24 protein-coding genes and 1 rRNA gene are annotated in these 26,304 nt (G+C 57.1%); 16 read left to right on the top strand and 9 right to left on the bottom strand.

Going from position 1 to position 26,304, the window contains the following annotated elements:
- The first annotated feature begins 2 nt into the window (after window positions 1-2).
- Both BCM02_RS16325 and BCM02_RS16320 read left to right on the top strand, forming a co-directional pair.
- Window positions 3-971: a DMT family transporter gene (locus BCM02_RS16325; protein WP_246183411.1), complete on the top strand. Its 969-nt coding sequence runs from the start codon at window positions 3-5 to the stop codon at window positions 969-971.
- Window positions 972-982: 11 nt separating this feature from the next.
- The gene (locus tag BCM02_RS16320) at window positions 983-1,768 is read left to right on the top strand and encodes a PhzF family phenazine biosynthesis protein (RefSeq protein ID WP_148930190.1); all 786 of its coding nucleotides are present in this window, start codon (window positions 983-985) and stop codon (window positions 1,766-1,768) included.
- Between the two features lie 122 nt (window positions 1,769-1,890).
- On the opposite strand, the gene BCM02_RS16315 is transcribed toward BCM02_RS16320, so the two are convergent.
- On the bottom strand, window positions 1,891-2,190 hold the full coding sequence (locus tag BCM02_RS16315; RefSeq protein WP_148930189.1) for a WGxxGxxG family protein: 300 nt from the start codon (window positions 2,188-2,190) through the stop codon (window positions 1,891-1,893).
- 191 nt (window positions 2,191-2,381) lie between these two features.
- Here BCM02_RS16315 and queD point away from each other — a divergent pair, with 191 nt between their 5' ends.
- Genes queD through queC form a run of 3 tightly spaced genes read left to right on the top strand, consistent with a single transcriptional unit; the run spans window position 2,382 to window position 4,296 of the window.
- Window positions 2,382-2,864, top strand: a complete 483-nt coding sequence (gene queD, locus BCM02_RS16310; RefSeq protein WP_148930188.1) for a 6-carboxytetrahydropterin synthase QueD — start codon at window positions 2,382-2,384, stop codon at window positions 2,862-2,864.
- Entirely contained in the window at window positions 2,854-3,570 is a 717-nt protein-coding gene (locus tag BCM02_RS16305; RefSeq protein WP_148930187.1) for a 7-carboxy-7-deazaguanine synthase QueE, read from the top strand. The genes queD and BCM02_RS16305 overlap by 11 nt, the downstream gene beginning before the upstream one ends.
- Window positions 3,571-3,591: 21 nt before the next feature.
- On the top strand, window positions 3,592-4,296 hold the full coding sequence (gene queC, locus BCM02_RS16300; protein ID WP_148930186.1) for a 7-cyano-7-deazaguanine synthase QueC: 705 nt from the start codon (window positions 3,592-3,594) through the stop codon (window positions 4,294-4,296).
- Between the two features lie 107 nt (window positions 4,297-4,403).
- Here the strand turns inward: queC and BCM02_RS16295 are convergent, their stop codons facing one another.
- Window positions 4,404-5,621 (bottom strand): GGDEF domain-containing protein, encoded by a 1,218-nt coding sequence (locus tag BCM02_RS16295; RefSeq protein ID WP_148930185.1) that lies wholly within the window; start codon window positions 5,619-5,621, stop codon window positions 4,404-4,406.
- A gap of 119 nt (window positions 5,622-5,740) precedes the next feature.
- Here BCM02_RS16295 and BCM02_RS16290 point away from each other — a divergent pair, with 119 nt between their 5' ends.
- From BCM02_RS16290 to BCM02_RS16280, 3 genes are read left to right on the top strand one after another with little or no spacing between them, the layout of a single operon-like run.
- Entirely contained in the window at window positions 5,741-6,871 is a 1,131-nt protein-coding gene (locus BCM02_RS16290) for a glycosyltransferase family 4 protein (RefSeq protein ID WP_148930184.1), read from the top strand.
- A gap of 24 nt (window positions 6,872-6,895) precedes the next feature.
- Window positions 6,896-8,233: a metallophosphoesterase family protein gene (locus tag BCM02_RS16285; protein WP_148930183.1), complete on the top strand. Its 1,338-nt coding sequence runs from the start codon at window positions 6,896-6,898 to the stop codon at window positions 8,231-8,233.
- Window positions 8,230-11,487 (top strand): AAA family ATPase, encoded by a 3,258-nt coding sequence (locus BCM02_RS16280; RefSeq protein ID WP_148930182.1) that lies wholly within the window; start codon window positions 8,230-8,232, stop codon window positions 11,485-11,487. The genes BCM02_RS16285 and BCM02_RS16280 overlap by 4 nt, the downstream gene beginning before the upstream one ends.
- A gap of 43 nt (window positions 11,488-11,530) precedes the next feature.
- Here the strand turns inward: BCM02_RS16280 and BCM02_RS16275 are convergent, their stop codons facing one another.
- Window positions 11,531-12,574 carry a YkvI family membrane protein gene (locus BCM02_RS16275; RefSeq protein ID WP_148930564.1) on the bottom strand — a complete coding sequence of 348 codons (1,044 nt, stop codon included), beginning with the start codon at window positions 12,572-12,574 and terminating at the stop codon, window positions 11,531-11,533.
- Between the two features lie 162 nt (window positions 12,575-12,736).
- Between BCM02_RS16275 and BCM02_RS16270 the strand changes: the two genes are divergently transcribed.
- The 4 genes from BCM02_RS16270 (at window position 12,737) to BCM02_RS16255 (ending at window position 15,056) form a co-directional block, all read left to right on the top strand.
- Entirely contained in the window at window positions 12,737-13,306 is a 570-nt protein-coding gene (locus BCM02_RS16270) for a xanthine phosphoribosyltransferase (protein ID WP_148930181.1), read from the top strand.
- Window positions 13,307-13,397: 91 nt separating this feature from the next.
- Window positions 13,398-13,718 carry a hypothetical protein gene (locus tag BCM02_RS16265; protein ID WP_148930180.1) on the top strand — a complete coding sequence of 107 codons (321 nt, stop codon included), beginning with the start codon at window positions 13,398-13,400 and terminating at the stop codon, window positions 13,716-13,718.
- Between the two features lie 101 nt (window positions 13,719-13,819).
- Window positions 13,820-14,044 carry a hypothetical protein gene (locus BCM02_RS16260; RefSeq protein WP_148930179.1) on the top strand — a complete coding sequence of 75 codons (225 nt, stop codon included), beginning with the start codon at window positions 13,820-13,822 and terminating at the stop codon, window positions 14,042-14,044.
- 196 nt (window positions 14,045-14,240) lie between these two features.
- The gene (locus BCM02_RS16255) at window positions 14,241-15,056 is read left to right on the top strand and encodes a divergent polysaccharide deacetylase family protein (RefSeq protein WP_148930178.1); all 816 of its coding nucleotides are present in this window, start codon (window positions 14,241-14,243) and stop codon (window positions 15,054-15,056) included.
- Here BCM02_RS16255 and BCM02_RS16250 read toward each other — a convergent pair.
- On the bottom strand, window positions 15,024-15,740 hold the full coding sequence (locus tag BCM02_RS16250; RefSeq protein ID WP_246183410.1) for an N-acetylmuramoyl-L-alanine amidase family protein: 717 nt from the start codon (window positions 15,738-15,740) through the stop codon (window positions 15,024-15,026). The genes BCM02_RS16255 and BCM02_RS16250 overlap by 33 nt on opposite strands.
- 139 nt (window positions 15,741-15,879) lie before the next feature.
- On the opposite strand from BCM02_RS16250, the gene BCM02_RS16245 reads away from it, so the two are divergent.
- Complete coding sequence (locus BCM02_RS16245; RefSeq protein ID WP_148930177.1) at window positions 15,880-16,107, top strand: YqzE family protein; 228 nt, start codon at window positions 15,880-15,882, stop codon at window positions 16,105-16,107.
- Here the strand turns inward: BCM02_RS16245 and BCM02_RS16240 are convergent.
- The 3 genes from BCM02_RS16240 to BCM02_RS16230 form a co-directional block, all read right to left on the bottom strand.
- Window positions 16,090-16,941 (bottom strand): hypothetical protein, encoded by an 852-nt coding sequence (locus tag BCM02_RS16240; protein ID WP_148930176.1) that lies wholly within the window; start codon window positions 16,939-16,941, stop codon window positions 16,090-16,092. The two genes, BCM02_RS16245 and BCM02_RS16240, sit on opposite strands and share 18 nt — an antisense overlap.
- Window positions 16,942-17,160: 219 nt before the next feature.
- Complete coding sequence (locus BCM02_RS16235) at window positions 17,161-18,141, bottom strand: YqhG family protein (protein WP_148930175.1); 981 nt, start codon at window positions 18,139-18,141, stop codon at window positions 17,161-17,163.
- The gene (locus BCM02_RS16230; protein WP_148930174.1) at window positions 18,138-19,946 is read right to left on the bottom strand and encodes a DEAD/DEAH box helicase; all 1,809 of its coding nucleotides are present in this window, start codon (window positions 19,944-19,946) and stop codon (window positions 18,138-18,140) included. The genes BCM02_RS16235 and BCM02_RS16230 overlap by 4 nt, the downstream gene beginning before the upstream one ends.
- 272 nt (window positions 19,947-20,218) lie before the next feature.
- Between BCM02_RS16230 and BCM02_RS16225 the strand changes: the two genes are divergently transcribed.
- On the top strand, window positions 20,219-22,846 hold the full coding sequence (locus BCM02_RS16225; RefSeq protein ID WP_148930562.1) for an adenosylcobalamin-dependent ribonucleoside-diphosphate reductase: 2,628 nt from the start codon (window positions 20,219-20,221) through the stop codon (window positions 22,844-22,846).
- Between the two features lie 91 nt (window positions 22,847-22,937).
- Here BCM02_RS16225 and BCM02_RS16220 read toward each other — a convergent pair whose 3' ends face one another.
- Together BCM02_RS16220 and BCM02_RS16215 are read right to left on the bottom strand one after the other, a co-directional pair.
- Window positions 22,938-24,116, bottom strand: coding sequence for a M20 family metallopeptidase (locus BCM02_RS16220; RefSeq protein ID WP_148930173.1), 1,179 nt, complete (start codon window positions 24,114-24,116; stop codon window positions 22,938-22,940).
- A 51-nt stretch (window positions 24,117-24,167) separates the two neighbouring features.
- Window positions 24,168-24,377, bottom strand: coding sequence for a DUF2536 family protein (locus BCM02_RS16215; RefSeq protein ID WP_148930172.1), 210 nt, complete (start codon window positions 24,375-24,377; stop codon window positions 24,168-24,170).
- 146 nt (window positions 24,378-24,523) lie between these two features.
- On the opposite strand from BCM02_RS16215, the gene BCM02_RS16210 reads away from it, so the two are divergent.
- The gene (locus BCM02_RS16210) at window positions 24,524-25,750 is read left to right on the top strand and encodes a stalk domain-containing protein (protein WP_148930171.1); all 1,227 of its coding nucleotides are present in this window, start codon (window positions 24,524-24,526) and stop codon (window positions 25,748-25,750) included.
- A 388-nt stretch (window positions 25,751-26,138) separates the two neighbouring features.
- Window positions 26,139-26,304 (top strand): 16S ribosomal RNA (locus BCM02_RS16205); the annotation flags it as partial.

Here is a 26,304-nt window from a genome sequence, read left to right as displayed (position 1 = left end):
TCTTGATTACCGCAGAACGATTTTACCGGCATCCGCTCGGCATCTTGGCCGCTTCCGGACTCGCCACGTTATTATGGGGAAGTTCCTACCCGTTCATCAAGTGGAGCTACTCTTCCTTGGACATTGGACGCACGGATACGTTTGAGCAGCTATTGTTTGCCGGCTACCGATTCACGCTGGCCGGGCTGCTCATTCTTCTTTTCATGCTGGCCCGCCGGGAACGGCTCGCCTATCAACCAGGCAGCCTGCGCATCTTGGCCCCGATCGCGTTATTTCAGACGGTGCTGCAGTATATCTGCTTTTATGCCGGCATGGCGCTCAGCAGCGGCGTGATCGGCGCGGTCATCGCGGGGACGATCTCGTTCTTCCAAATCGCGCTCGCCCATTTCGTCTATCGGGACGATCGGTTAAATGGTACGAAAGCCGCGGGTCTCTTGATCGGCTTCTCGGGTTTAGCGGTGCTAGGCTTCTCGAACGCGGCTCATACCGGCGGGCCGATATTTTCCGTGGGCGAAATTCTGCTGATGGCCTCTTCCTTCTTCTCGGCGGCGGCGAATCTGATCTCCCGCAGAGGCGCGTCCGCTTACAGCGTCACGTATTTGAACGGCTACCAGATGCTGCTCGGCGGCGTGGCGCTAATGCTGATTTCCGGCTGGAAAAGCGGATTTGCGCCGTTCGCCTTCGACGGGAAGTCTTCGCTTATGCTTCTCCATCTGGCGCTCGTATCCGCGGTTGCCTTCATGTTGTGGAACAACGTTATGAAATACAATGCGGTCGGCAGCGTTTCGATGTATCTGTTCTTAATTCCGGTCTTCGGCGTCCTGCAGTCCGCGCTGCTGCTCGGCGAGCAGCTGCATCTGTCGGTGTTGGCGGCGCTGCTCCTTGTTAGCTTGGGCATCGTGGTCGTCAATCGGAAGAAGTCGTCCGCGGCATTCAAGCAGACATCGGAGTCGACGGGACTTGCGAAGTAGGAGGACAGGTTATGGCCATACCCATTGCGCTAATTGACGCGTTCGCTTCGGTGCCGTTCGGGGGCAACCCGGCGGCGGTATGTTGGCTGGAGGAGAAGAAGGACGAGGACTGGATGCAGAAGACGGCAGCCGAGTTGAACGCGCCAGAGACCGCTTTTCTGGAGAAGTCCGAGGACGGCTATAGTCTGCGATGGTTCGCGCCGACAGGCGAGATCGAACGATGCGGCCACTCGACGCTAGCAGCGGCCCACTTTGTGTACGAGCAGGGGATGTTGGATCAAGACGTCGAAGTTCGATTCCACACCCGGTGCGGATTGCTGACGGCGACGAAGCGCGAGAACGGGATCCGGCTCGACTTTCCCGCCGAACCCGCAGAGCGGGAGGATGCGCCGGAAGAGTTGATTCAGGCGTTAGGCCTCATTCCTCGCTTCGTAGGCCGAAATCGCATAGGGGTTCTGATCGAGGTGGACGGCGAAGCGACGGTCCGCACCTTGAAGCCGGATCTGATTCTGTTAAGCCGTCTCCACGCGCAAGCGGTCATGGTGACGAGCCGCGGTCGCGAGCACGATTTCGTGTCGCGCGTGTTCTTGCCGGCTTACGGCATCGACGAGGATGCCGTAAGCGGCTTCGCTTATGGCGCGCTTGCGCCGTATTGGCAGCGACGGCTGCGGAAGGACGTGTTGCTCGCTTATCAAGCTTCCCGACGGGGCGGAGAGCTCGGTTTGCAGCTGGCGCAGGATCGCGTATTCATTACGGGGAGCGCGGTCACGATCATGACCGGCCATTTGCTCACCTAATTAGACGTTGGCATCTACGATAAGTTTGACCTAAAAAAGACGTCTCTTATTCCTTCTGCGACAGCAGAAGAAAGGGAAGAGGCGTCTTTTGCGTGAGCGAATAACCTTATTCAGCTTAAATGCTAAGCTCTCTCGCGATCGCGATGACGGTCCTTAGCCCGCATGCCGGCCAAGCCAAGCAGTCCAAGCAGTCCGAGCCAGCCCCATTCAAAGCCGTCGTCATCGGTAGCGGCATAAGCTCGTAAGTTGTTGTTCCCGTTATTGCCGTACGTGTTCATCATTCGCGTATCATTGGCGCCGTAACCTTGTGTTCGACCTTGATTCACGTTGTTATTGTCGGTCATGTTGTCAGCGGAAACCGTCGAGACGCCGGAGAGCGACAAGGTGGCAAGCAGCGATAAAGCAACGAGCTGTTTTTTCATGATAACCTCCGTGAATTGTGATGTGTTGTTGCTTATTCGTACAGTCATGGTATTCCCTAATCGCGACGCGTTTAGTGATGGTTAGCAATGGCAGCCCCGATCGAAAGACTTGGCAGGCGCAAAGGCTGGTTCTGCACGTGCCGGCGTGCTATAATGAGCCTACTTCTAGATGGACGAGGTGCTACAATTACGTGACTTACGAAATACCGCAGAAAGCCCAGCAATTGGGGACCGATATCAGGCAAGACCAGCTGCGCTACCATAACCGAAGGGTGCTCGTATCGAAAGAATTCACGTTCGACAGCGCGCATCACCTGCATTTATACGAAGGTAAATGTAAAAGCATGCACGGCCATACGTACAAGCTGCAGATTGTCATGTCCGGCAAAACCGATTACCGCGGGCTCACGATCGATTTCTCGGACATTAAGCGTATCGCCAAGGAGCGGGTCATCGACAAGTTAGACCATCGTTACTTGAACGACGTGCTGCCGCCGATGAACACGACGGCCGAGAACATGGTCGTATGGATCTACGAGCAGATCGCGAAGGCGCTGGCCGAAGAAGGCTACGCGCCGAACGTCCGGCTAGAGGAAGCGAAGCTATGGGAGACGCCGACGAGCTACGCGGCCGTTACGCGCGAGCTGATGGAGGCGGGCGAATATGGCGAATAACGGCGAAGAGGCAACGCGCGATCCCATGGCGATCCGGCTGCCGATGGTGGAAATATTCGAAACGGTCGAAGGCGAGGGCACCCGCGCCGGTTATCCGACCGTTTTTGTCCGTTTATTCGGGTGTAACCTGCGCTGCGTCTGGTGCGATACAACTTACAGTTATCCCCCGGCCAAAGCCGAGTTCACCATGTCCATCGGCGATATCGTCCGTCAAGTCGAACGGGAGTACAAGGCCGCGCATATTTGCTTTACGGGCGGAGAGCCGCTGCTATACGGCAACCGGTCTGCGGCACTATTAGAAGCGCTATGCGACATCGAACGGATCGTCGACGTCCATGTGGAGACGAACGGCGCAATCGATTTGGCTCCTTTCTTGGCTGGCATCCGTTCGCCCAAGGCGCGTTATGTCATGGACTATAAATTGCCGGACTCCGGCGAGAACGAGAAGATGATACACGAGAATTTCGCGCTTCTTCGGCCGCAGGACGAACTGAAATTCGTCATCGCGACGGATCGGGATTTCGATGCGGCGCTTGAGGCGCTGGATCGGTATCCGACGGCCGCGCTGCCGTTGTTTAGTCCCGTCTGGGAGAGCATGCCGCCGGCCAAGCTCGTCGAGCGAATATTGGCTAGCGGAAGACCGGGCATCAAATTGAACTTGCAGCTGCACAAAATTATTTGGGACCCTGCCAAGCGGGGCGTATAACGATTGGAGTGGAACGTTCTCATGAGCAAGCTCGAAGAGAAGAAAGCCGTAATCATTCTGAGCGGCGGTCTGGACAGCACGACATGCATGGGATTCGCGAAAGAAGCCGGCTATGCACTGTATCCGATTACGTTCGACTATGGCCAGCGGCATCGGATCGAGCTTACGAACGCGCGCAAGGTAGCCGAGTTCTACGGCGTGGCGCAGCGCTATAAGGAAGTGAAACTTGGCTTCCTCCGCGAGTTCGGCGGCAGCGCGCTGACGGACGACGCGATCGATGTGCCGAAGGTGGCGGATGAGGCGGACGTTCAGGAGAGCGAGATTCCGGTGACCTACGTGCCAGGCCGTAATTTGATGTTCTTGTCGATCGCGACTTCGTACGCCGAAGCCGTCGGGGCGGAAGCCATCTACATCGGCGTGAACGCGCTCGATTACAGCGGGTATCCCGACTGCCGCCCGGAATTTATCGCCAAAGTGCAGGAAGTAATGACGCTCGCGACGAGAGTCGGCGTGGAAGGAAAACCGATTACGATTCAGACGCCGCTGCTCGATTTGACCAAAGCGGATATCGTTCGCGAAGGCACGCGCATGGGCGTCCCTTATGAGCTTACGACATCCTGTTACAACGGCGAGGCGGAAGCGTGCGGCGAATGCGACAGCTGCAGGCTGCGGCTGAAGGGATTCGCTGAAGCGGGGCGCGTCGATCCGATTTCATACAAAGCCTAGCAACGCGGAAGCCGCTGGCGGCGGTCCTTAGGGCAGGAACGGAATAGAATCAAGAAGCCGCGGATGCGATGCATCTGCGGCTTCTTGATTTGCTCTTGGCTCCATTTCTATTCGCTGTCTCCGGCCGCCTTACGTTTCGCGGACTGAGGTTTGGCGCGCGATCGCGACTTCGTCAGCTTCGGCATGTTCGGATGCAGCGACACTTTGTTCTTGCCGGTCGTCTTGGATTGATACATCGCTTCGTCCGCTTGCTTCACGACGTCCAGAACCGGACAACCGCTCCCCGCGCTGACGCCGACGCTGACGGTGACGATCGTTTCTTTCTCGACTCGGCTGCGAATGGTCTCCGCGACCTGCTCGGCGTTCGCCCCGGGAGCGGATATGAGCGCGAGCAGCTCTTCGCCGCCGTAACGTCCGGCCGCGCCGATCCCGCTCGTTTCTTCTTTTAGAATCTCCGCGATCTGCTTGAGCACGCCGTCCGCCTTGTGGTGGCCGTGCGTATCGTTCAGCCGCTTGAAATTATCGATATCGCAAAAAATAATCGCGATCTGCCCCTGCTCCCGCATCGCGCTATCCGCTTTCTTCTGAAAATGCTTGCGGTTATAGAGCGAGGTCAAACCATCCGTTATGGAAGAATGGAACGTCGTGACGAGTCTCTCCACGACCCACTCGAACAAGAGCACGAATAGGAGCGTATAATAGATAGCAGGCAGCCAGTTATAGACGAATGCCGTGAGCGCCACTTCGCCGTGGAAGAGATACCGCTCCGCCAAACCGACGACGTGGTAAATCAAATAGACGATCAGACTGGCGGAATACGGCATCCGCTGTTCGATGCCCCTGCTGCTGAGCATAATCGCCGAGATGACGACCAAGCCGTATAGATCAAGGGCCACCGTGCCGTAAAAGGGGACATTCCCCGATTCGGCGATGGCGGCGGGTTCGATCGAAAGCCCGGCCCCCGCGGCGATGAGGGCGCCCGCGCCGAGCACCAGGAAGGGCATGCCCTTTAATCTGGAAGAAGGCTGCGTATACAATTTCATGAACACAAAGTTTATAATGATAAAAGACAGCAGGCTAAGCAGCGATTGCAAGATTAGCAAATCGGGATAGCCCGATAGATCGCTGGCGGACTGCGACAGCAAAAAGCCGTACTGGGCAAAAATGGCGGCCAATACGCCGATGAGCAAACGGTAAACGCCGTTGCGTTTGTACATGCGGTGCAATCGGATGGCCATGAATAGCATGAGGGCGACGATCGTAACGACGCTGGCCGAGGCAAATGATTGCCCGCCCGGTCCGGCCAGCCAATGAGGCGTTGTCATAATCAGAGGTCTCCTTGACGTTCGTTTCCTATCATTTTCGCTAACTTTACAGAAACATATGTTCTAGTATATCATGTTTGAGGCAGGCGGCAAACTGTCTGCCGTTTAGGAGGAAGCCTATGAAGATTTTGCAGGCGCTGTTTTTTCCGCCGGAGCAGCCGGGCGGGGTCTCGTCCATGATCCCGTATATCCAGGACCGGTTTAACAAGATCGGCTGGCCCATGGAGCTGTTCTCGCTGCCGAAGCGGGTCCGGGGAAAAGGACAGGAAGAGGTCGTCTTCGAGACGTTCGACCCGAAGCCGTTCGAAGGGCATCCTATCGTGGATAAATATTTGCAGACGTACCGGGATTACGTATGGTGGACGAAGCTTCGCATGACGAAGCGCTTCGATCTCGTCCATGCCCATCATCCGATCGCGGCGCTCGTCATGAAGCAGCTGTATCCGGACACGCCGCTCGCGATGACGGTGCATTCGAGTTACGAGCGCGAGCTGATCCTGAACGGGAAGATCGCCGAAGGCGGACCGGAGCATAAGTTCCTAACCTCCATCTACCGCGAACTGGAGCATAAGGCGGACCGGATGCTGACCGTATCCGGGTCGTTCCGGAGCTACTTGACGCCATACGTGGATCGGCCCGAAGCGATCGCCGTCATTCCGAACGGCTTCGACGAGAAGCGATTTAAGCCGATTTCCCACGAGAACGAGGTTGTCCAGTTGATTACGGTTTGCCGTCTTGTGCCGGCGAAGGGGCTCGACGTTCTGCTCCGCGCCTGCGCGGAGCTGAAGCGCCGCGGCCATCCGTTCGTGCTTCATATTATCGGCGACGGCCCGATTCGCCCGGAACTCGAGCAGCTCGCGCTGCAGTTGGACTTATACGACGATATTATTTTTTACGGGTACATGCTTCATCCGGAAGAATTCATGCCTTTCTTCGACGTCTTCGTCTTGCCGTCCCGCGCGGAGGCATTCGGCTCGGTGTTCGCGGAGGCCGCGCTCTGCTGGCTCGCGCTGATCGGTACGAACGTGGGCGGCATCTCCGAACAAATCGAGGACGGCGTGAACGGCTTGCTCGTGCCGCCGGAGGATCCGATTGCCCTTAGCGATGCGCTCGAGAAAGTCATTACGGATCCCGTATTCCGTTACAATATGGCAAGGCACGCCTGGAACAAGGCCAAGCGGGATTATTCGCTTCATCGGGTCATCTCTCAATTGAAGCAAGTTTATATCGAGTTGAAGCCGGAATCGTAGCATTCCGGGCAGGAGGTTAAGGTCATGGGCATTCGTTTTCGCTTTATCCACGCCGCTGACCTGCATGTCGACAGTCCGTTCCGGGGATTGACCGAGGCGCCGGCGCACGTGAGAGCGGCGCTCGGCGAATCGACCTTCGATGCCGTCAGGCGGTTGACCGAAGCGGCCATCGCGCATCGCGCCGATTTCATCGTCATCTCGGGCGATCTATATGACGGGGCAGACCGTTCGCTGCGGGCGCAGCTGACGCTCCGCCGCGAGTGGGAGAAGCTGCACGCGCACGGCGTGCAGCTGTTTGTCATCCACGGAAATCACGACCATCTATCGGGATCGCGGGCCAATTTGGAGCAGGCGCCGGGGGTTCATGTATTCGCCTCGAACCAGGAAGAAGGATACGCGCGATCCGTCCCGGCTTACACCCGAGAAGGCGACGTATGCGCCTACGTTCATGGCATCTCGTACGGAGCCAGGGCGGTCAACGATAATCTGGCAACGCGGTACCGCGCCCGCCAAGACGGGACGTACGAGATCGCGCTGCTTCACGGCAACGTGGATGGGGATGGCTCGCACGACCCTTACGCGCCTTGTTCGCTTCGCGAGCTGACCGGCATGCCGTTCCAGTATTGGGCGCTGGGCCATATCCACGGGAGAGCGGTGCTGCACCGGGATCCGTACGTGGTATACGCGGGCAACACGCAAGGCAGGCATATCAAAGAAACGGGAGCGAAAGGTTGTTATGTGGTGGATGTCGCCGAGAACCACCAGACAGAGCTGACCTTTGTGCCGCTGGATACGGTGCGATGGGCGGTCGTCGAGGTGGATATCGGGAATCTTGCGACGGAGCATGCGCTCATTCAGTCGATCGAGGATGCCTTGATCCGCCAAGCGCTGCAGCACGAAGGCCGCGCCTCGATGATTCGGGTGCGGCTTGCCGGCAGGGGAGCTCTTCACGCCAAACTGCTGCAACCCGAGTACGCCAGGGATTTGACGGAGGGGCTTCGCGCTCAGCTGGAGATGCGAGTTCCAACGTCCGAAGGCGAGAACGGCTGGATATGGCTGACCGGCATCGAGGTCGGGACGAACGCGGAACTGAACGTAGAGGCGCTCCGGGAGGAAGACAGCTTCGCGGGCGAGCTGTTCCGGTCGGCGGAAGAACTATTGGAACACCCCGGCCTCATGGCAGAGCTGGCGGAAGAAGCGGCTGAATCGCTCCGCCTCAATACCCGGATCCGGCGCATGTTGCGGGAACTGACGCCCGACGCGAACGCCCGCATCGCGCGGGAGGCGGCCGAATTGGCGCTTTCGCTTGTCGCCGGCGCCGACGCGCAGCACGGTTCGGGAACCGGGGAGGAGGGATCATGATGCGTTGGAGCGGCATACATATCGAAGGGTTCGGCAAGTGGTCGGATTACCGGCTGCAGCTTGGCGAAGGACCGACGGTCATCTATGGACCGAACGAAGCGGGCAAGAGCACGATACTCGGCTTTGCGCGAAGCATGCTCTATGGTTTCGCCTCCAAGGCGAATAGAACCGAGCGTCAGGAACCGCTCTACGGCGGCAAGCATGGCGGCCGGTTGTATTTTCAAGATGCGCTTGGGCTGAACTACGTGATGGAACGTTACGCTTCTTCCTCTGGCAAGGTCATCGTCAAACGGTTGGACGAGTCGGGTGGTCTATCTGCGGATGGAGACGCAATGGTCTTGTCTCAGCCGCAATGGGAACGTCAATTTCTGGACGGGATTAGCGAGCGGATTTATCGCGAATTGTTCGCGATCACGTTGACGGAGCTGCAGGCGATCGGCATGCTCGAAGGCGATGAGCTCGGCAAGCAGCTGTACCATGCCGGCTGGAGCGGCGGCGCGGCGGCGGCGTTCGCGGAGAAGCAATTGACGGGCCAGCTGGACGCGCTGTATCGTCCCAAAGGAAGCACGCAACCGCTGAATCGAGCGGCGAAGACATGGGAGGAGCTGGAGAACGAGTTAAGGCGGTTTGCGGATCCGATCGAGACTTATCGGCGTCTCACCCATCAAATCGAGGAGGAATCCTTCGCGCTTCGACAAGAAGAAGAGGCGGTAACCGGGTTGCGCGCGGAGTCGGCCTTGTTGGATCGGGCGGTCGCGCAGCATGAATTATGGCTGAACAAGCGGGCGCTGCTCTTGGAACTTGCGTCGTTAGCAACGTGGCCGCTGCTGCCGGAAGATCTTCGTCATCGCCACGATGCGTTAATGAATCAGCGCGCCAAGTTGTTGACGGAGATCGCGCGACTGGATGCGGATCGCGAGGAATGCCGGACCAAGCTGTCGCTACTGCCCAACGACGAGGCGGTTCTAGACGATGCGGAACCGATCGAACATCTGCTGCTTTCCGCGCGGGAGATCGCATCCATACGGACGGAGATCGCGGAGTTAGCCGTCGAAATCCGCGAGCATCGCGCGGCGCTGGCACGGTTAGTTGGCCGGATTTCACCGGATTGGACGGAAGAAAGCCTATCTTCGTTCCATGCGACGGTGGAAGATCGCGATACGTTAAGGCGTTGGCGCGGAAGAGAAGCGGAGCTGCAGCGGGAGATGGAAGCGGCGGAAACGCTGCTGAGGAGCCTCCTTCCCGATATTCGCGAGTCGCGCCAGCTGCTGGAGAAGTGGCAGCTGGAGATGGAGTCGCTTCGCCACAGGCGCGTCGGAATCGAGCTGAAGCCGCAGAGCGCCGAAACGCTGCAGTCGGCGTCGCGTCTGTTCGAAGAAGCGATTCGGGAATGGGAGCTGGCCGAATTTCGCGGCGGTCAAGCAGCAGAGTCTGTTCCGAACCGGAAGCCGAACCAACCTTCTGCGGCCCGCTTCTTCTGGGCGGCTGCCGTCGTACTCGGTCTCGCCTCCGCGCTGCTCGTCTCGCGCGGATGGCCGGCGGCTGCGGCCGCTGCCGGCGCCGGGGCGATTGCCGGCATGCTAGGCGCTTTATTTTGGCCGAAGCAGGCAACCGATCTTCACGCCCGGCCGACTGTCGGCGCCGGTGCATCGGAGCAGCAGGCGGCCGCCAATAGGTTGACCGCTGCTGTCAGCGCGTTAATCGCCGAGCCGGGACCGATAATTGCGGCGCTCCGCCTCGATTCGCATGCACAGGTCTCGAGTCGAACGACCGGCAGCAGATCCGGGCGATCGCGTGCCATCGCAGTCGACGCGATATCGCGAGGCGAGGCGGAAGCCGCAGTTAGTTTAGAGAGCCGTTCCGATATCAGGGAATCCATCCGGAACGCGATCGAACAACGGCTGGAACAGCTTCGAGAAGCCGGTCGGCTGCGTGAGAAGACGCAAGAAGCGGAGACGAGATTGTCCCGCTTGCATGCCCAGGAACAAGAAGCGAGGCAGCGAACGGCAGAGGCCGTTCGTGAGCTGAACGATTTGACGTCACGCCGCGAACAATGGCTCTCGGCAAGAGGACTACCCACTTCCGTGACGACAGACGGCGCGCTTGAGCTGCTAGACTTGGCCGAACAGGGACAAGACCGGCTGCAGCAGGCGGCAAGATCGGCGATGAAGCATGCCGAGTTGACAAGCCGGGTCGGCCGGTTCGGGGATGAGGTTGGCGAGATTGCGGCTCGTTGCGGCATGAACGGAGATCGCGTCGCGGAAGAGCCGGAGGTCGTCATTCGGCAGCTGCACGCGCTGCTTCAGCGTCAATCGGCCGTGAACGCCGAGGCGCAATCGCTCCTTCGGCAGCTGCAAGCCTGGGATGGCTTGGCGGCTCAATCGCAGGCGGAGTTAGCCGTCCAAGAGGCGCAGGTCGCGGAATGGCTTGCGATGGCCGGTGCGGCGGACGCGCTCGAATTCGCGAGCGCGCTGGAAACATCCGAACGCAGAAGATGGCTTTCCGCGTCATTAATTCGTATGAACGCCGAGCTGGGAGCCGGCTTAACCGATGAGCAGCTAGTTCGGATCGAAGAGTGGTATGCGGTCTCCGACGAGGCGTCGCTCCATCTCCAGGCCGAACGGACGCGCGAGAGGCTGGCCGAGCTAGAACGCGGTTATCGGAGCCGTTCGGAGCAGATCGGCCGATTGCGCCAGGAGCTGGACACGTTGATCCGGCAGGACGATCGACGCCGGCTGGCGGAAGAGAAGGAACAGACGGCGGCCGTCGTCGAAGAATTGTCGCAACAGTTTCTCGTCCGCGCGGCCGCGCTCGCGATGATTCGCCGCACGAAGCGAATGATGGAAGAGAAGCGTCAGCCTGGGGTGCTACGGGACGCATCCCGTTACATGACGCGTTTGTCGCAAGGGAGGTATACGCGCATCGTTATTCCGGACGGCGCGCAGACCGTGCATCTACATACGCCGGACGACCGGGTCGTCGATAGCGTTCATGTCAGCCGGGGGACGGCCGAGCAGGTTTACCTCGCCATGCGGCTGGCGCTCGCGGATGAAGCGTCGGCGTCCGCGGGATTGCCGATGCTGCTGGACGATCTGTTCGTCAATTTCGACCGCGCCCGGCTTGAAGCGGCGGTCGAGATCGTGAAGGAGATTGCCGGCCGCAGGCAGCTGCTTCTGCTGACCTGTCATCCGCACATTAGAGATTTGCTTATAGAAGCCATGCCGGCCGCACAGCTGGTGGAATTATCTTCCTAGAACGAAAGGAAGCTTTCCGCCGCGTGCGGCCTTTTTCAAGCGCTTATTTATTAACGTCCGCAATTCGTTGCCGGATAAGGAGCGCGAGCCAGCCTAGACTAATTAGCCCGAAGAATGGATACAGCGTGGAGAGCAACGTGCCGAAGCCGATCTGGCTGAGCAGGTAACATATGAGTAGAATGCTCAGTATGATGAGCGTCTGCGATCCTTTGAAGCGCTCCTGCAGCTGCAGCGTCAACCCGTAGATATCCGCGATCAACGTTGTGAAAATTTCCGCGAAGATGAGGAAAATGTACATCCACTGGATGCCGCTGCCCAGCTCGCGGGCGATCGCGCCCATCGGGATTGCGAACTGCTGAATGCCCGGCATGTAAGCCGACAGCGCGAAGTGGCCTGCAATGAGCATAAATCCAATCCCGATCCCGCCGAGCCATGCCCCGTACAGGATCGTCTTGCGATCTTTCGTTTCGGCTCCGAGCGGCACGAGTACCGCTTGGGACATGGAGAGGTTGAAGGCGGCGTACAGAAACGGCGATATCCATGCGGCTAAAGGCGAAAGGTCGCTCGTCATGAGTATCCACCTGTTCGCTTCGGGCGTGTTCATCGTATCGATGACGATGAACACGGTGAACAGGAGCATAATCGGCACGACGATCGAGTTGACGGCCAATATAGCGTTCATCCCTTTGCGCAGCAGTAAGAAACACAAGAGCAGCGTGATAAGCAGGCCGGATTGGTACGAGATATTCCAATGCTCGTTGAATATCGACCCGGCCCCGGCCAGCATGACCGCAGTGACGCCGAATAGAACGATCAGCATGAAATGGCTGACCCACTTGCCGAATCGCTCGCCGAACAGCACTTTGTTGACGTCCTCATAAGACTTCGCGTTAATTTCCGAAGCGATCAGCATCATTTTGGTGCCGAGCCAGATGAACATAACCGTTGCCAAGATAATCGTCGCGACGGCCCAATTGCCGAAGCGGGTGAAAAATTGCAGGATTTCCTGACCGGTCGCGAATCCGGCTCCCACGATCGTGCCCATGTACGTAAAGGCGATCTGCATGACTTTCACGAATCTATTCATTCCCATGTCCTGCCTTTCTCCGCCATTCACTCGCTCTATTACACCCTATGCCCGGGCAGGGACAGGCATGACAAGTTCCTCGATTGGTTGATAGATGTGGTTGCGCATTCGGGCGCGCGTGTGGTACCTTTACGAAAAAAGGTTTTCCGTGGAGGGAAAGCGATGGAACGATTGAAGACGCGCATTTTAGAAGAAGCATCCGTCCTGAACCAGGACGTTCTCAAATTGGACGGATTGTTGAATCATCAGGTCGAGCCTGAGCTGACGCTGGAGATGGGCAAGGAGTTCGCCCGGCTGTATGCCGAATCGGGCATCACGAAAGTCATTACGGTCGAATCGTCGGGGATCCCGGTAGCTTTCGCGACCGCTATGGCGCTTGGCGTGCCGCTTGTGTTCGCTAGACGGAAGAAGACGCTAATCGCCGATCCGGACGCATATATGGAGCGGGTGCCTTCCTTTACGAAGGGGATCGTCACGGATATTATGGTCTCGCGCCAATTTCTGAAAGAGGAAGACACGGTGCTGTTCATCGACGATATTATAGCCAACGGCGATGCCGCGCGGGGATTGATCAAGATTATCGAGCGCTCGGGAGCGAAGCTGGCCGGTCTTGGCATCGTGGTGGAGAAATCGTTCCAGGCGGGCGCGCGGACGATCCGCGAACAGGGCATTCGGGTGGATTCGCTCGTACGCATTAAGTCGCTCGAAGGCGGTACGATCCAGTTCGAATAGGAATAAGGTCAAATGTACCACGCATAGTGGGTTTTCGGATGAAGGTTTATCCGCTATAATGGTCATGAGAACCGAGGGGAGGCACACAAGCATGGGGAAATTTTCAGCCGAGTATTTGCAATCCAAGTTGTCCGACGCTAAAGTTCACTTCGAGCGCGCGCTCGATTGCAAGCATACCGAGTTCGACGACCTGTATCCGTACATGATCGAGCATCCGCAATTTTTCTGGTATAAACGATACGTTGCATGGTCGGAGCTGTTAACAATCGTGAAGCTGTGCGATGAGCTCGAATTCGCCTGGAGCGAGCAGTTCTCCCAGAAACAAGCCGAATACATCGCCAGCCGCGTGATGTCCTCGCGTGTTTTGGACGAGTGGTACGAGACGAACGACTCGAAGGAGCATGTCGGTTAACGCGAATGCATCCGGCAGGAGCGATGTATAATAGTGGCCTTGGGCATGCCGAGTCAGGTGCCCGAGGCCTTTTGTTTGTTCATAAAAGGGGGAAAATGAAGATGGTGAGCGAGAGCGAGTTGGACAAGTATCGTCAAGACGGGACCAAAATTCGGGTCGTGCGCGACGGGCTCGAACGGAACGACGTCATCGGCATCGTCGTCGCGTGGGACGCGGATACCGTATTAATCCGGCGCCATAATCGACGCGTAGTGAAGCTGAGCAGGGCTTACGTATACGAACCGTTCGAATCGCCGAGGACGGATTTGACGCAAGCGACGGAGTGATCGCACGGGAGCTTCGGAACGTCTCTCGACGGGAACCTAACCAATACAAAGGGGAGGTTCCTTTTTTGCGCGTGCTTCCGCGTCCGGTCGAGCGATCGATGGACCGGTTGTGCAATCAAGCTGGAATTCCCTCGGATAGTTTAACGGGCCGCATCGCACAATGAGGATATCCTTTACGCGAAAGGGGCGTATTCGCATGCGGAATCTAATCGTAACCATCGCCGCGCTTCTGTTAAGCGGTTTGCTTGTATTCCCGTTAACCCGGATATCCGCCGAGGGAGCGGAGTCAGAAGAACGTTCTTCGTTGGTCGACCGGCAGATTGCCGTGGTCATCGACGATTTCGGCAACGGCATGACCGGCACGGAGGAGATGTTCAAGCTGCCGATCCGATTCACCGCCGCCGTCATGCCGTTCATGCCGACCACCAAGCGCGACGCTGCACTGGCCCATGAGAAGGGTTTGGACGTGATTGTGCACATGCCGATGGAGCCGAATCGCGGTAAACGCTCCTGGCTCGGGCCCGGCGCCATTACGACGGATTTGCCGGATGACGAAATTCGCCGACGGGTCGAAGCCGCGATCGGGGACGTGCCGTATGCGATCGGCATGAATAATCATATGGGTTCGAAGGCGACGAGCGACGAACGCGTCATGCGCATCGTCCTGACGGTCGTGAAGGAGCACGGCATGTTTTTCTTGGATAGTCGCACGACGGGCAAGTCCGTGATTCCGAAGCTGGCGGCCGAGCTCGGCGTTCCGCAACTATCGAATCACGTATTTCTCGACGATGTCTATACCGCTCAGCATATCGCGAAGCAAATGGGGGTCGTCAAGCAGCACCTCAGCGCGCACGAAGCGTGCGTTACGATCGGCCATGTCGGTCCTCCGGGCAAAAAGACGGCAGCCGTGCTTCGCGATTCGATCCCTCAAATTTCGCAGCGGGCGGTTTTCGTAAAGCTGTCCGAGATGCTGGTGCCTTCACCGGAAAAGGATATAATTCCGCACCCCTGACGCGATGGCGTCCGCGATCTGCAGCTGCGTGCGGGGATTGGTCAGCAGCGCGCGATCGCGCGCATTGCTCATGAAGCCCATCTCCACGATGACCGCAGGCTCCCGGATCGTCTTGAGCAGGAAGTATGGCTTGCCGATCCGGGGCATGGCGGAGGCATCCTGACGAACGTTCAGCGCATGCTGGATGAAACCCGCCAACAGCGCGCTTTGGCCCTCTCGCTGATGAAGCACCAACGGTCCGCTCGCGCTGCGATCATCGGCCCAATTGACGTGCAAGCTTACGACGAGGGTCGTGTCGAGTTCTCGGCTTAGCTCGGTCCGCTGCGACAAGTCGCGTTGATGGCGCGAACGGCTGCCGTGCCAGCGGTTGTCGTCGCTCAGCGCGTAGTCGCCGTCCCTATTCATCACCGCTCGAATGCCGTTTGAACGGAGCAGCAAATAGAGTTTTTTGCCTACGGCCAAATTGATGTCTTTCTCCAGCAGACCGTTATAGACCGTACCGCCATCGATACCGCCATGTCCGACGTCGATCAACACCTCCGCCGCGGGAAGCGCGCGTTTGTAGTCAGGTCCCGGTATGGGATCATCCGCAGAGGCTGGTGCCGGGGATAGCATGACCAGTAAGCAGAATAGCGACGCAGCCCGTGCGAGGATAGGCAAGCGATGGTTCGCATGTATGCGCAAGGAAGATTCCACCTTTCGGAATGATTGGTACCACCTCCTTTAGACTGGCATTTTGGCAGGCAACTCATGCATGTTTGAATTGGTTGGCGCGCGGACACACTACAAAGTAGAAGGGTATGACATAAAGGAGGGAAGACCGATGGCCGGACGCGATGATCTAATCAAGTACGTGACGCAGCAGGTCGTCACCTACATCGATACGCCGGAAGAAGAACGCAGGCAGAAACGGCAAGCAGCCAAGGCTGCGCGCGAGCCTTGGCTGACCAAGTGGTTCGGTATGGCTCCAGTCGGAATCGCGCTGTGGTGGCGCGCAAGGAAGGACCGGACTATGGAGACGGAACAACAGGAACTAGTCGTTGAAAAATAATCCTTCCGATTGGATGGCAGCCATCGGAATGAAACGCGAGCCGTATTGATCGAATGATACGAACAACGAGTCATCGTCCCAACGATGATAGCCGATCGCGGGCCACACGAACAGAACTTGCTTGTCATAAAGCTCGGATGTAAAGCGAATTTGCCGTTTTTGGTCCAGCAGCGAGACGAGGAGCTTGCTCTGCATGCCGGCGATCGGCTTTTTGGTCAGCCATGGCATGCGTTCGTAGGCATCGAAAATCTCGTTCGTGCGCGACGTCGAAATCCGGCCGTTCATTAAAGCTATACCGCCCGCAAGCGATTCGGCGCGAAGATTAATCGCCGCTTGCTTCCAATGCTTGTCGGTAATGGGCAGCTCTTCGGCCGTCCATGCATCCAAATAGCGGACTTGTCCATCCGGAGAAGTCCATTTCCAAACGGCCAGCAGAGGGTGAACGTACAAGCGTTCCAGCTTCAGCGGCCGTTTTGTCGCTTCGGCATAGGAGGCAATGAGACCTTGATGAACCATCGAGGTATACAGCGTATTGGGATCAAAAACAGGATGGCGGCCGGCGCCGTATTCGCCGAGTTGGAAGCCGCCTTCCTCTTTGGCGTGAATAATTAAATACCCGACCGGCCACGAATCGGCGCCTCGCAGGGTGACCAGCCATCCGTGCTGCCCCGGACCGATCGGCGTAATATCCGCCTTGGCGCCGAGCCAGTCTTGGAAGCCTTTTTGTTTCGCGATAGTTTGAATCCAGAAGCCCGCTTGCCGCTCAAGTTCGGAAGCCGGAGATGACTCGCCGTTAACGGTGCTTGGCGGTTGTGGCGCCGCCGCAGCTAACATGCCGCCACCTCCTATTAACATGACCAGCATAGCCGCACATAGAGGAATCCATTTGCGCATTATCGACCACCTGCTCTTCCGCGAAGTATGGGGAGTATGGACATTGTACCGCAGCCCGGATACGAAGCATGTAGGAACCTGTCGCGCCAAAGCGGGACAAGCTCCTTCTATTTTTGCCGCATAAGTTCGGATTAACGGTCAATCTCCTTCTTCTTGTCGTTACCCGATTCCCGCCAAATAGAAAATGCCGCAGTTTATGGCGGATACGCTTACGCGGGGTTCGTACTGCCAGCGGATTTCGTCTTGCCGCCGTTCAAATTGAGTTTGGATGGATGTCCGGATCTCCTCATCCTCGGCCGCGGCGATCAAGGGCTCGTAATAATGCCGGATCGTGGCGAGTTCCTCCTCAAGTCGCGCGGCCGCGCCTTGCGCCCAACCGTAATCGTAGCTTTTTAGCTTGCGTTCGATGAGCGACTCGGCTAAGGAAGCGGCTTTATTCAACGTTAGCGCGTTTTTGGCGGTGTGCACGTTAGGCGGCAGGCGCGGGGTCATTCGAAGTCCGAGCAGCGATTCATGAAACTCTTCGACGCATTGCCCCGTCGCCAACGATACGCCGATGGAGTGGAACTCCTCGCGTTTCATATCGCACGCGAATTCGACTTTCAGATTGATGCCCAGCCAAGCCGTGTAGGCCGTGGACTGAAGAGGGTGGGCATTCTTCCGATCGGGCTCCTGGAACAGGCACACATAGCTGCCGCCGGACTTGGCGGACTGGAAGAGCTGCTCCAGCTTGCGCGACCCGAAGTGCAAATCCTCGCGCGGAATTCGCTGGTTCGTATTTAAACTTCCATGAACGAAGCCCAACGACCGGCCGATGGCGGCATCCGCGGCGGCTCCGATCGGAGTGCCCGCGCTCGTGCCGTTGACCTGCGTAGCGCCGCCAGGCTGGTTCCCGTCATGCTGCTCGTTGTTTTGCCGCTCCTCATATTTCTTTTTGTCGGTTACGAGCAGCATCGTCATCGTCTCGGGATCGGCTCCCGTCCGGTCGACAAAGCTCCAATAGAAGGGGCGATTAGTCAGATCCCGGTCGGCTTGGGGCGACAATTTGACGATATAATGCGCGGGCGATTTCTCCACGACGCGGCTGTCGGTCGTCTCCAAGTAACGCTGCACGAATTTGTGCACCTGGCGCTCGTTCATGGCCGTACCTCCACCGTTTGGCCGACGGCGTCAAGGATGGCTCCGATCGGCGTATCTTCGATTTCCTCCGACTCGACTTCCTCTTTCAGCCGGCTGAGCGAATCGCCCAGATCCTGGATACGACTGCGCAGATCCTGCGTATTGCCCGCCTCGAGCATCGCTTTCGACAGCCGCTGCTCCAGCGTTTGATCCTCTTTCTCGAACCGTTCGAGAATATGGTCCAGACCGCCGATAACCAGTTCGAACAAATTGATCTTCTCGTGGAGCAGTTCGACGATATGCTCCTCGATCGTGCCCAACGTGCAGAGATTATAAATTTTGACGTCGTTCTTCTGTCCAAGCCGGTGGACGCGCCCGATCCGCTGCTCGACGCGCATCGGATTCCAAGGCAGATCGAAATTGATGATGTGATGGCAGAATTGTAGGTTAATGCCCTCGCCGCCGGCTTCGGTCGCGATCAGCACCTGCGCGCGTCCGCGGAACAGATCCATCATCCAGTCTTTCTTGCCTCGATTCATGCCGCCGCGGTAAGGAACGGCCACGAGGTTGTGCTGTCGGAAGTAGTTCAGCAGATATTCCTGCGTCGCTCGATATTCCGTGAAAATGATGACCTTGTCGTTCATCTCGCGAATGAGCTCCATCGCCTTCTCCGCTTTGGAGTTGGCTTGAATATTGCGAATGAACTCGACGAGTTCCCATATTTTCGCGCGGATCGGCGAATCCTCGGCCGTCTTCTTGAACAAGTTCACCAGCGTTAGGAATACCGCGTCGCGGCTGGAGCACACCTCGCGCTGCAGCGTCACGAGCGCCAGCATGCTGGACCAGTCGCCGCCGCTCTCGTTATAGCGGTCGCGCACGAAGCCGGTCACGGCGTCGTATAGCGCTTGTTCTTCGGCAGACAGCGGTAGCGGAATGTTTTTCACGATTCGTTTCGTGAATTGAATGCCGCCGTCGCCTCGCCGGTTGCGGACCATGACGCTCGAGAGCGCTTCCTGAAGCCGGTCCTCGTTCTTCGGCACGCGTTTGTCCACGACGAAATTCGCCGAGAATTCGCTTTGTCCGCCAAGCTGTCCCGGTTTAAGCAGCGTGATGAGGTTATACAGCTCGTCCATATTGTTTTGGACGGGCGTGGCGGTTAGCAGCAGGCAATATTTTTTGCGCAGCTGATTGACGAACTGGTAGTTGGTCGTTTTTTTGTTTTTTAGCTTATGCGCTTCATCAATAATAAGCAGATCGTAGTCCATGCCGAGCAAAATATCGCGGTGCGGGTCGCGCTTGGCCGTATCGATCGAGGCGACGACGACGTCGTTCTGCCAGGAATGTTCTTTTTTTTGCGCGATGGCCGGAATGCCGAACTTCTGGTTCAGCTCCCGCACCCATTGCAGCACGAGAGAGGCCGGCACGAGTATAAGCACGCGATTGACAAGCCCGCGAACCAAGTACTCTTTCAAAATAAGGCCGGCTTCGATTGTCTTGCCGAGTCCAACCTCGTCGGCGAGAATCGCGCGGCCGCTCATCTCATGCAGCACCTTGCGAGCCGTGCTGATCTGATGCGGCATCGGTTCAAGCGCGGGGAGCGTCCTCATGCACTGCAAATCATCGAAGCTCGCGATCAATTTGGATTGCTCGGCTTCGACGGCCAACTGATACATCGTCCAATCGTCCCACGGGCCGTTGCGGTCGACTCGCTGCTGCAGCTCGGTGAACCAGGTTCTGTCGAACTGGACGTTAACGTGCGCGTTTAATTTTCGCGTCAGGATGGAGGAAGGCTGATCCCCTCGTAGATCGTTCGCCGATTGCGTCATGAAGGAACTCCTTTCCAGGTGAAGGGTATACAAGTCCTTCATAGTATGACCGTGAACATAGCAATTCATAAGAGGGCGTTAGAAAAAGCTGGACCGTTCGCGAAAAGGAAAAATAGCGCATGAAGAAGATACAGCCAGCTTGAACGAGCTTGTACGGCGTTAGATTGTCCGAATAGGCTGTTTTTCACTATTTACGTCTATATTTAGTGTGGTACAATAGCATAAGGACACAAGATATAGTGAACGAAGCTTATGGGGAGGAACGGATGCCAATGGTTACGAAGAGCAGCAGCCGGTTAGAGGGATTGAGCGAGAAAATATTTTTGGACCGTTACGCCTGGAAGCAAGCTTCGCCGGAGCTGGCGAAAATGGGCGATACGGTGCTCGTCCTGACGAAGGACGATCCCAAGTTCCCGACGAAGGAAGTCGGCGAGGTCATCGCCCGCAGCGGCGACGAAGCGACCGTTCTGCTACGCAGCGGCGAGACGATCAACGCGCCGGTCGAGAAGCTGACCTTGACGGTCGAACGCACGCCCGAGGAGATGTGGGACCGGCTGGCCGGCGCGATTTCCGGCGCGGAGCAGACGGAAGAGAAACGCGACCAATGGCGGGAGAGGTTCCGCTATTTGCTGGACGACTGGAAGCTCGTACCCGGCGGTAGAATCGCGGCGGGCGCCGGCGCAAGCGACGAGCTTACGCTCTTCAACTGTTACGTAATCCCCTCGCCGAAGGACAGCCGCGGCGGCATCATGGAGACATTGTCCGAAATGACGGAAATTATGGCTCGCGGCGGAGGCGTGGGCATTAATCTGTCTTCGCTCCGTCCGAGACGGTCGGTCGTGAAAGGCGTGAACGGCTCCTCCAGCGGCGCCGTGTCCTGGGGCGGACTATTCAGCTACACGACGGGATTGATCGAGCAAGGCGGCAGCCGCCGAGGCGCGCTTATGCTCATGATTCACGATTGGCATCCGGATGTGCTTGACTTTATTACGGTTAAGCAGACGATGGGTCAAGTGACGAACGCCAACCTGTCGGTTTGCGTCAGCAACGATTTCATGCGCGCGGTGAAAGAGGATCTGGACTGGGAGCTGGTGTTCCCGGATACGAAAGAAGAAGGATACGACGAAGATTGGGACGGCGATCTGGCGAAGTGGCGCGCTCAAGGCAAACGCGTCATTCATTACCGGACGGTGCGCGCTCGCGAAATTTGGCATACCATCATCGAGTCCGCCTGGAAGTCGGCGGAGCCGGGCGTCGTCTTTATGGAATATTACAACCAGATGTCCAACAGCTGGTACTTCAACCCGCTTATCGCGACGAACCCTTGCGGCGAGCAAGGTCTGCCAGCGTGGGGCGTTTGTAATTTGTCCGCGATCAATCTTTCCAAATTTTACGATGAAGCGAACCATGACGTGGATTGGGCCGAGCTGGGCAAAGTTACCCGTTACGCCGTCCGCTTCCTGGACAATGTCATCGACGCGACGCCGTACCATTTCGAAGAGAATGAGCGGAACCAGAAGCGCGAACGCCGCGTCGGCCTAGGCTCCATGGGACTGGCCGAGCTGATGATCAAGCTGAAGGTCCGTTACGGGAGCCCGGAATCGCTGCTGTTCCTCGATAAGCTCTACAGCTTTATCGCGCGCGAGTCGTACATGGCGTCTTCCGAGATCGCGGCGGAGAAAGGTTCGTTCGAAGCGTTCGAGGCGGATAAATTCGCGCAGAGCGGATTTATGAAACAAATGATCCAGACGTATCCGGAGCTTGGCGAATCGGTTGCGACGAACGGCATGCGGAACGTCACGGTGCTCACGCAGGCGCCGACGGGCAGCACGGGAACGATGGTCGGCACGTCGACCGGCATCGAGCCATACTTCGCATTCGAATACTTCCGTCAAAGCCGGCTTGGCTTCGACAAGCAGTACGTGCCGATCGCGCAGCAATGGAAGGATGCGAATCCGGGCGAAGAGCTGCCCGATTATTTCGTGACGTCCATGAGTCTGTCGGCGGAAGACCACATTCGCGTTCAGGCGGCGATCCAGCGTTGGGTAGACAGCTCCATCTCCAAGACGGCGAACTGTCCGAACGACTTTACGGTCGACGAGACGAAGCGGCTTTACGAGCTGGCCTTCGAACTGGGCTGTAAGGGCGTCACGATCTACCGCGACGGAAGCCGCGACGTTCAGGTGCTCTCGACGAAGAAGGACGAGGACGACAAAGAACAGGCATCCGTTCAACCTGCGGCGGACGATAGAGAAACCGTGGCAGCGGCGGCGTTCAAAGTCGCGGCGGAGACGGCTGTTGCGTCCGCGGTCGAGGCGAACAGGATTGCGGAGCCGGTCATCGACAAGCAGTACAAACGCCGTCCATCCATTCTTCGCGGCGCGACGTACAAGATTAATACGCCGTTCGGCATGGCCTATATTACGATCAATGACCTCGATGGCACGCCGGTCGAAATTTTCCTGAATGTCGGCAAAGCGGGCTCCGACGTCTTCGCGATGGCGGAAGCGCTCGGCCGCGTCTGCTCGTTGTTCCTTCGATACGGCGACCATGGCAACAAAGTGCAGCTGCTCATCAAACATTTGAAAGGCATCGGCGGCTCCGGCGCGATCGGATTCGGCGCGAACCGCGTGGAGTCCATTGCGGACGCGGTAGCCAAATCGCTCGAACTCCATATCACGGCGAACGGAGAGGAAGCGGCATCAGCCGAAGCCGAAGCGCCTTCCTTTGCAACATTGCCGACGATTGCGTCGTCGTCTTCCGCTAGCGCTGCGGGTTACGGCGGCAAGCCATCCGAAGCGCACCCGCGCGACTTGTGCCCGTCCTGCGGCGGCGCGACGCTCGTGCACATCGAAGGCTGCAAGACGTGCGGAACTTGCGGATACAGCCGCTGCACGTAACGCTATAGAATAACGAAGAAAGCCAGGCCGGATGATCATCCAGCCTGGCTTTCTTATATTGATGACTTGAAGGCACGATGGAAGGTGCACTTTATACAGAAGCATTCGTTTGTTCGAATTCCGACTTGATTCCCGCGAGCAGCTTTGGAGTCGTCACCACGTCATAGGCGGTGGCCGCCAGCATTTTCGCCCCGAAGATCATCCGCTCGAGGGCGCGCTCGGTCATGGCGGCATCGCGGAATTCGACGGTATGCAGCAGGTAGCGTTCCTCGACGATCTTCACATAGGGATGGATAGCCGGACAACGAAGCGATACATTGCCAAGGTCCAGCGAACCATGATCGACGCCGGTCGTAATGTCATGTTCTGGAATACCCGCCTCGAGCAGGTTGGCGGTGAACGCATTCGATAACGTTTCGTTGGTCCGCAGTTCGTCATACGACAATTCGTACATGTTCCGCTTCAACGTGCAGCCGGTTTGCAGCGCCGCTCCTTCCGCGCATCGTTTCAGCTTCTCCGTGAGCTCGTTCGTGTACGTTCGCGAAGCGGAGCGCGCGTAGAATTTAGCGGACGCGTAACCGGGAATGACGTTCGGAGCGGTTCCGCCGTTGTCGATAATGCCGTGAATGCGGGCATCGGGACGCGTTTGCTGACGCATGGCGTTAATGGAATTAAACAGCTGAAGGACGGCGTCCAGCGCATTCACGCCTTCGTGCGGACTTGCCGCCGCATGCGCCGTCTGTCCGAAGAATTCGAATTGTATCGCGTCCATGGCCAGCGACGAGCCTGACTTTTCGAACTTGTAGTAGGGGTGGGCCATCAGCGCAAAATCGCAATCGTCGAATAAGCCTGCAGCCGCCATCGTCACTTTCGCGCCGTTCGTTTCCTCCGCCGGCGTGCCGTAGATCCGAATACTGCCACCGGTTGCGTCCACGACCGATTTGAGCGCCGCGCCGGCCGCAAGACTCATCATGCAAATCAGGTGATGTCCGCAAGCATGACCCACATCCGGCAGCGCGTCGTATTCGCAGAGGAAGGCCGCGACGGGTCCTGGGCGTTCCGAATCGTACGTGCCGATGAAAGCCGTCTCCAAACCAAGAACGCCGCGTTCCACCCGAAACCCTTGGCGCTCCAGCTCTTCCGTTATTTTGGCGGCGGCCATAAACTCCTTGTTGCCCAGCTCCGGATTTGCCCCGATGTATCGGGAAATCGCTTTGTAGCTGGCGCCATGGTCGTCAATATGAGCAAACACGTCGTGTTTCGTCTTCATTCTCATGCTCCTCGCTCGCTCATCGTTTTGTTATCGCGCGATGACGGCTGTTTACTTTTTCGCTTTAAAATGGACCGTCGCGCTGTAAAGCATTTTCTCCGCTCTTGGATCGAATACGACGTTGTGCTGGACAGCGTGCACTTCCAGCAGCATCCCCTTGTTATCGTCGATTTTAGAGGCGATTATCTTTTCAAGGGAAGCAAGGTCGTAAGCCTGATAAAATTCGATCTTATCCGTTAATCGGTCCAACATGAAATCCATAATGTTCATCACCTTTTTTGCGTTTTTCTCTATTATAGAGGTCCTGGCCTTTCTTGATCAATGAACCTATCGAACATGCTATAATGATAGGGATATTCATAGATTGGGAGAGGATCAAAATTAAGGGATTTTCTAAAAAGGCCGCAATGGCCATCACTGCAGCAACGATGTTAATTTCCGGTTCGCAAGCGGCGTTGGCGGCGCCTGTCGCCAAGCCTTCCGTTTCGATAATACTTGACGGATACCCGTTGTCCTTCCCGAGCGAACCGGTTATCGTCAACTCCACGAACATGGTGCCGTTTCGAGCCATAGCGGAAGCACTGCGCATTTCGGTCGTTTGGGACCCGGCGAAGAAAGCGATAACCGCCACGAAAACCGTGCAAGGGCAGTTGAAGAAGGTTGTCTTGCAGCTGAATAAGAAGCAGGCGATTGTGAACGGGACCGCGGCGCAGCTGACTGCCGCGCCGATTAATCAAGCAGGTAGCACGCTCGTGCCGCTCGCCTTTTTCAGTTCGCAGTTCGGTGCCGGCGTCGCATGGAACGGCGCAACGAAGACGGTAACGATCCAATCGCCAGTCGAAGATATCTATGCGATGGCTTATTACGCGATGTCGTCCTTTAAAGAGCGTGCTTATATCGATTCGCTCGACGCCGTTTCGTTCGGTTGGTCGCGCATAAATAAAGAGGGCGAGCTCATCTTCGACGGCATCGACTTTTATTGGCCGCAAGCCGCCGGCGAGATTACGCCGGAGCGGATCGTCGCCGATGCTGCCGCTAATGGGACCGACCCATACTTTATGGTATTTGGTACTGACGGATCGGGAGAAGTGACGAAATTACTCAGCGACCCTGACCTCAGCGCTAAGGCTATCGAAGCGATTGTTCAGACGGCGAAGGAGAAAGGGTTTAAAGGCGTCGCGATCGACTTCGAAGGCTTGGGCTTGACCGGCGATCGGAAGCTCGCGCAGCAGCAATTCACCGGATTTATTCAGAATCTGCAAGCAAAGACCAAGCCGCTTGGTCTGAAAATATCGCTCGCGCTTCATCCGTTGAACGGCGCCTATCATGGGTACGATTACAAGGAATTGGCCAAGGTAGCCGACGAGTTGGTCATCATGGCCTATCACTATGAGGATGGCGAATCTCCGGAACCGATGAAACGCGTAGACGAAGGGATTCGGCTGGCGCTGAAGGAAGTGAAGAAGGACCAGCTCTTGCTCGGGATATCGTTCGGCAGCGAGAATGCGCAGACCGTCAATGACAAAATCGGCTTAGCCAAACGATACGGCTTGAAGGGGATCGCTTTGTGGCGCCTGGGCATGATCGGCGATGCGGCGTATCAAGAGATGAAACAAACGATTGTAATGGAATAGGCTGCCCAATAAGCGCGGAAACATGGAGTACGGCATGGTCCGCGCTTATTTAATAGCGGAGACTCTGCCTATACGGTTGAACGGTGATCAAAGTTGAATGGGATATTTTACAACTTGCTTTCAAGTACGGTGCGGTGTATTCTATAAATCCGCCCGCTGGACAAGCGGACAAGCGGAAGACGCAGCTGACTGTTTTTACTCCGGTTCAACCGGTAACGAAAAATAAAAACAAAAATAACAGTTGCAAGGCACGGACGAAGTATGATATATTCTAATTCCGGTCGCTAGAGCGGGACGAAAAAGTAAGTAACTAACTTGTTCCTTGAAAACTGAACAATGAGCGATATGTCAAATGCTAGTTAAGTAATGAGTCTTAGACTCGAGCTCTTTATTGGAGAGTTTGATCCTGGCTCAGGACGAACGCTGGCGGCGTGCCTAATACATGCAAGTCGAGCGGACCTTACCCTTCGGGGTAAGGTTAGCGGCGGACGGGTGAGTAACACGTAGGTAACCTGCCTGTAAGACCGGGATAACATTCGGAAACGGATGCTAAT

Origin of the sequence: Paenibacillus methanolicus (assembly GCF_008124765.1) — a bacterium.
Classification (GTDB): Bacteria; Bacillota; Bacilli; order Paenibacillales; family Paenibacillaceae; genus Paenibacillus_Z; species Paenibacillus_Z methanolicus.
This window is presented reverse-complemented; position numbering and strand designations above follow the sequence as displayed.

What these genes read in the sequence shown, in the direction of transcription:
- BCM02_RS16305 (WP_148930187.1), top strand. Translation starts at nt 2,854, where the DNA reads ATGGCGAATAACGGCGAAGAGGCAACGCGCGATCCCATGGCGATCCGG.
- BCM02_RS16280 (WP_148930182.1), top strand. Translation starts at nt 8,230, where the DNA reads ATGATGCGTTGGAGCGGCATACATATCGAAGGGTTCGGCAAGTGGTCG.
- BCM02_RS16215 (WP_148930172.1), bottom strand. Translation starts at nt 24,377, where the DNA reads ATGGATTTCATGTTGGACCGATTAACGGATAAGATCGAATTTTATCAG.
- BCM02_RS16235 (WP_148930175.1), bottom strand. Translation starts at nt 18,141, where the DNA reads ATGAACGAGCGCCAGGTGCACAAATTCGTGCAGCGTTACTTGGAGACG.
- queC (WP_148930186.1), top strand. Translation starts at nt 3,592, where the DNA reads ATGAGCAAGCTCGAAGAGAAGAAAGCCGTAATCATTCTGAGCGGCGGT.
- BCM02_RS16320 (WP_148930190.1), top strand. Translation starts at nt 983, where the DNA reads ATGGCCATACCCATTGCGCTAATTGACGCGTTCGCTTCGGTGCCGTTC.
- BCM02_RS16315 (WP_148930189.1), bottom strand. Translation starts at nt 2,190, where the DNA reads ATGAAAAAACAGCTCGTTGCTTTATCGCTGCTTGCCACCTTGTCGCTC.
- BCM02_RS16270 (WP_148930181.1), top strand. Translation starts at nt 12,737, where the DNA reads ATGGAACGATTGAAGACGCGCATTTTAGAAGAAGCATCCGTCCTGAAC.
- BCM02_RS16295 (WP_148930185.1), bottom strand. Translation starts at nt 5,621, where the DNA reads ATGACAACGCCTCATTGGCTGGCCGGACCGGGCGGGCAATCATTTGCC.
- BCM02_RS16245 (WP_148930177.1), top strand. Translation starts at nt 15,880, where the DNA reads ATGGCCGGACGCGATGATCTAATCAAGTACGTGACGCAGCAGGTCGTC.
- BCM02_RS16220 (WP_148930173.1), bottom strand. Translation starts at nt 24,116, where the DNA reads ATGAAGACGAAACACGACGTGTTTGCTCATATTGACGACCATGGCGCC.
- BCM02_RS16240 (WP_148930176.1), bottom strand. Translation starts at nt 16,941, where the DNA reads ATGTTAGCTGCGGCGGCGCCACAACCGCCAAGCACCGTTAACGGCGAG.
- BCM02_RS16260 (WP_148930179.1), top strand. Translation starts at nt 13,820, where the DNA reads ATGGTGAGCGAGAGCGAGTTGGACAAGTATCGTCAAGACGGGACCAAA.
- BCM02_RS16225 (WP_148930562.1), top strand. Translation starts at nt 20,219, where the DNA reads ATGGTTACGAAGAGCAGCAGCCGGTTAGAGGGATTGAGCGAGAAAATA.
- BCM02_RS16255 (WP_148930178.1), top strand. Translation starts at nt 14,241, where the DNA reads ATGCGGAATCTAATCGTAACCATCGCCGCGCTTCTGTTAAGCGGTTTG.
- BCM02_RS16210 (WP_148930171.1), top strand. Translation starts at nt 24,524, where the DNA reads ATGGCCATCACTGCAGCAACGATGTTAATTTCCGGTTCGCAAGCGGCG.
- BCM02_RS16230 (WP_148930174.1), bottom strand. Translation starts at nt 19,946, where the DNA reads ATGACGCAATCGGCGAACGATCTACGAGGGGATCAGCCTTCCTCCATC.
- BCM02_RS16265 (WP_148930180.1), top strand. Translation starts at nt 13,398, where the DNA reads ATGGGGAAATTTTCAGCCGAGTATTTGCAATCCAAGTTGTCCGACGCT.
- BCM02_RS16285 (WP_148930183.1), top strand. Translation starts at nt 6,896, where the DNA reads ATGGGCATTCGTTTTCGCTTTATCCACGCCGCTGACCTGCATGTCGAC.
- BCM02_RS16275 (WP_148930564.1), bottom strand. Translation starts at nt 12,574, where the DNA reads ATGAATAGATTCGTGAAAGTCATGCAGATCGCCTTTACGTACATGGGC.
- BCM02_RS16290 (WP_148930184.1), top strand. Translation starts at nt 5,741, where the DNA reads ATGAAGATTTTGCAGGCGCTGTTTTTTCCGCCGGAGCAGCCGGGCGGG.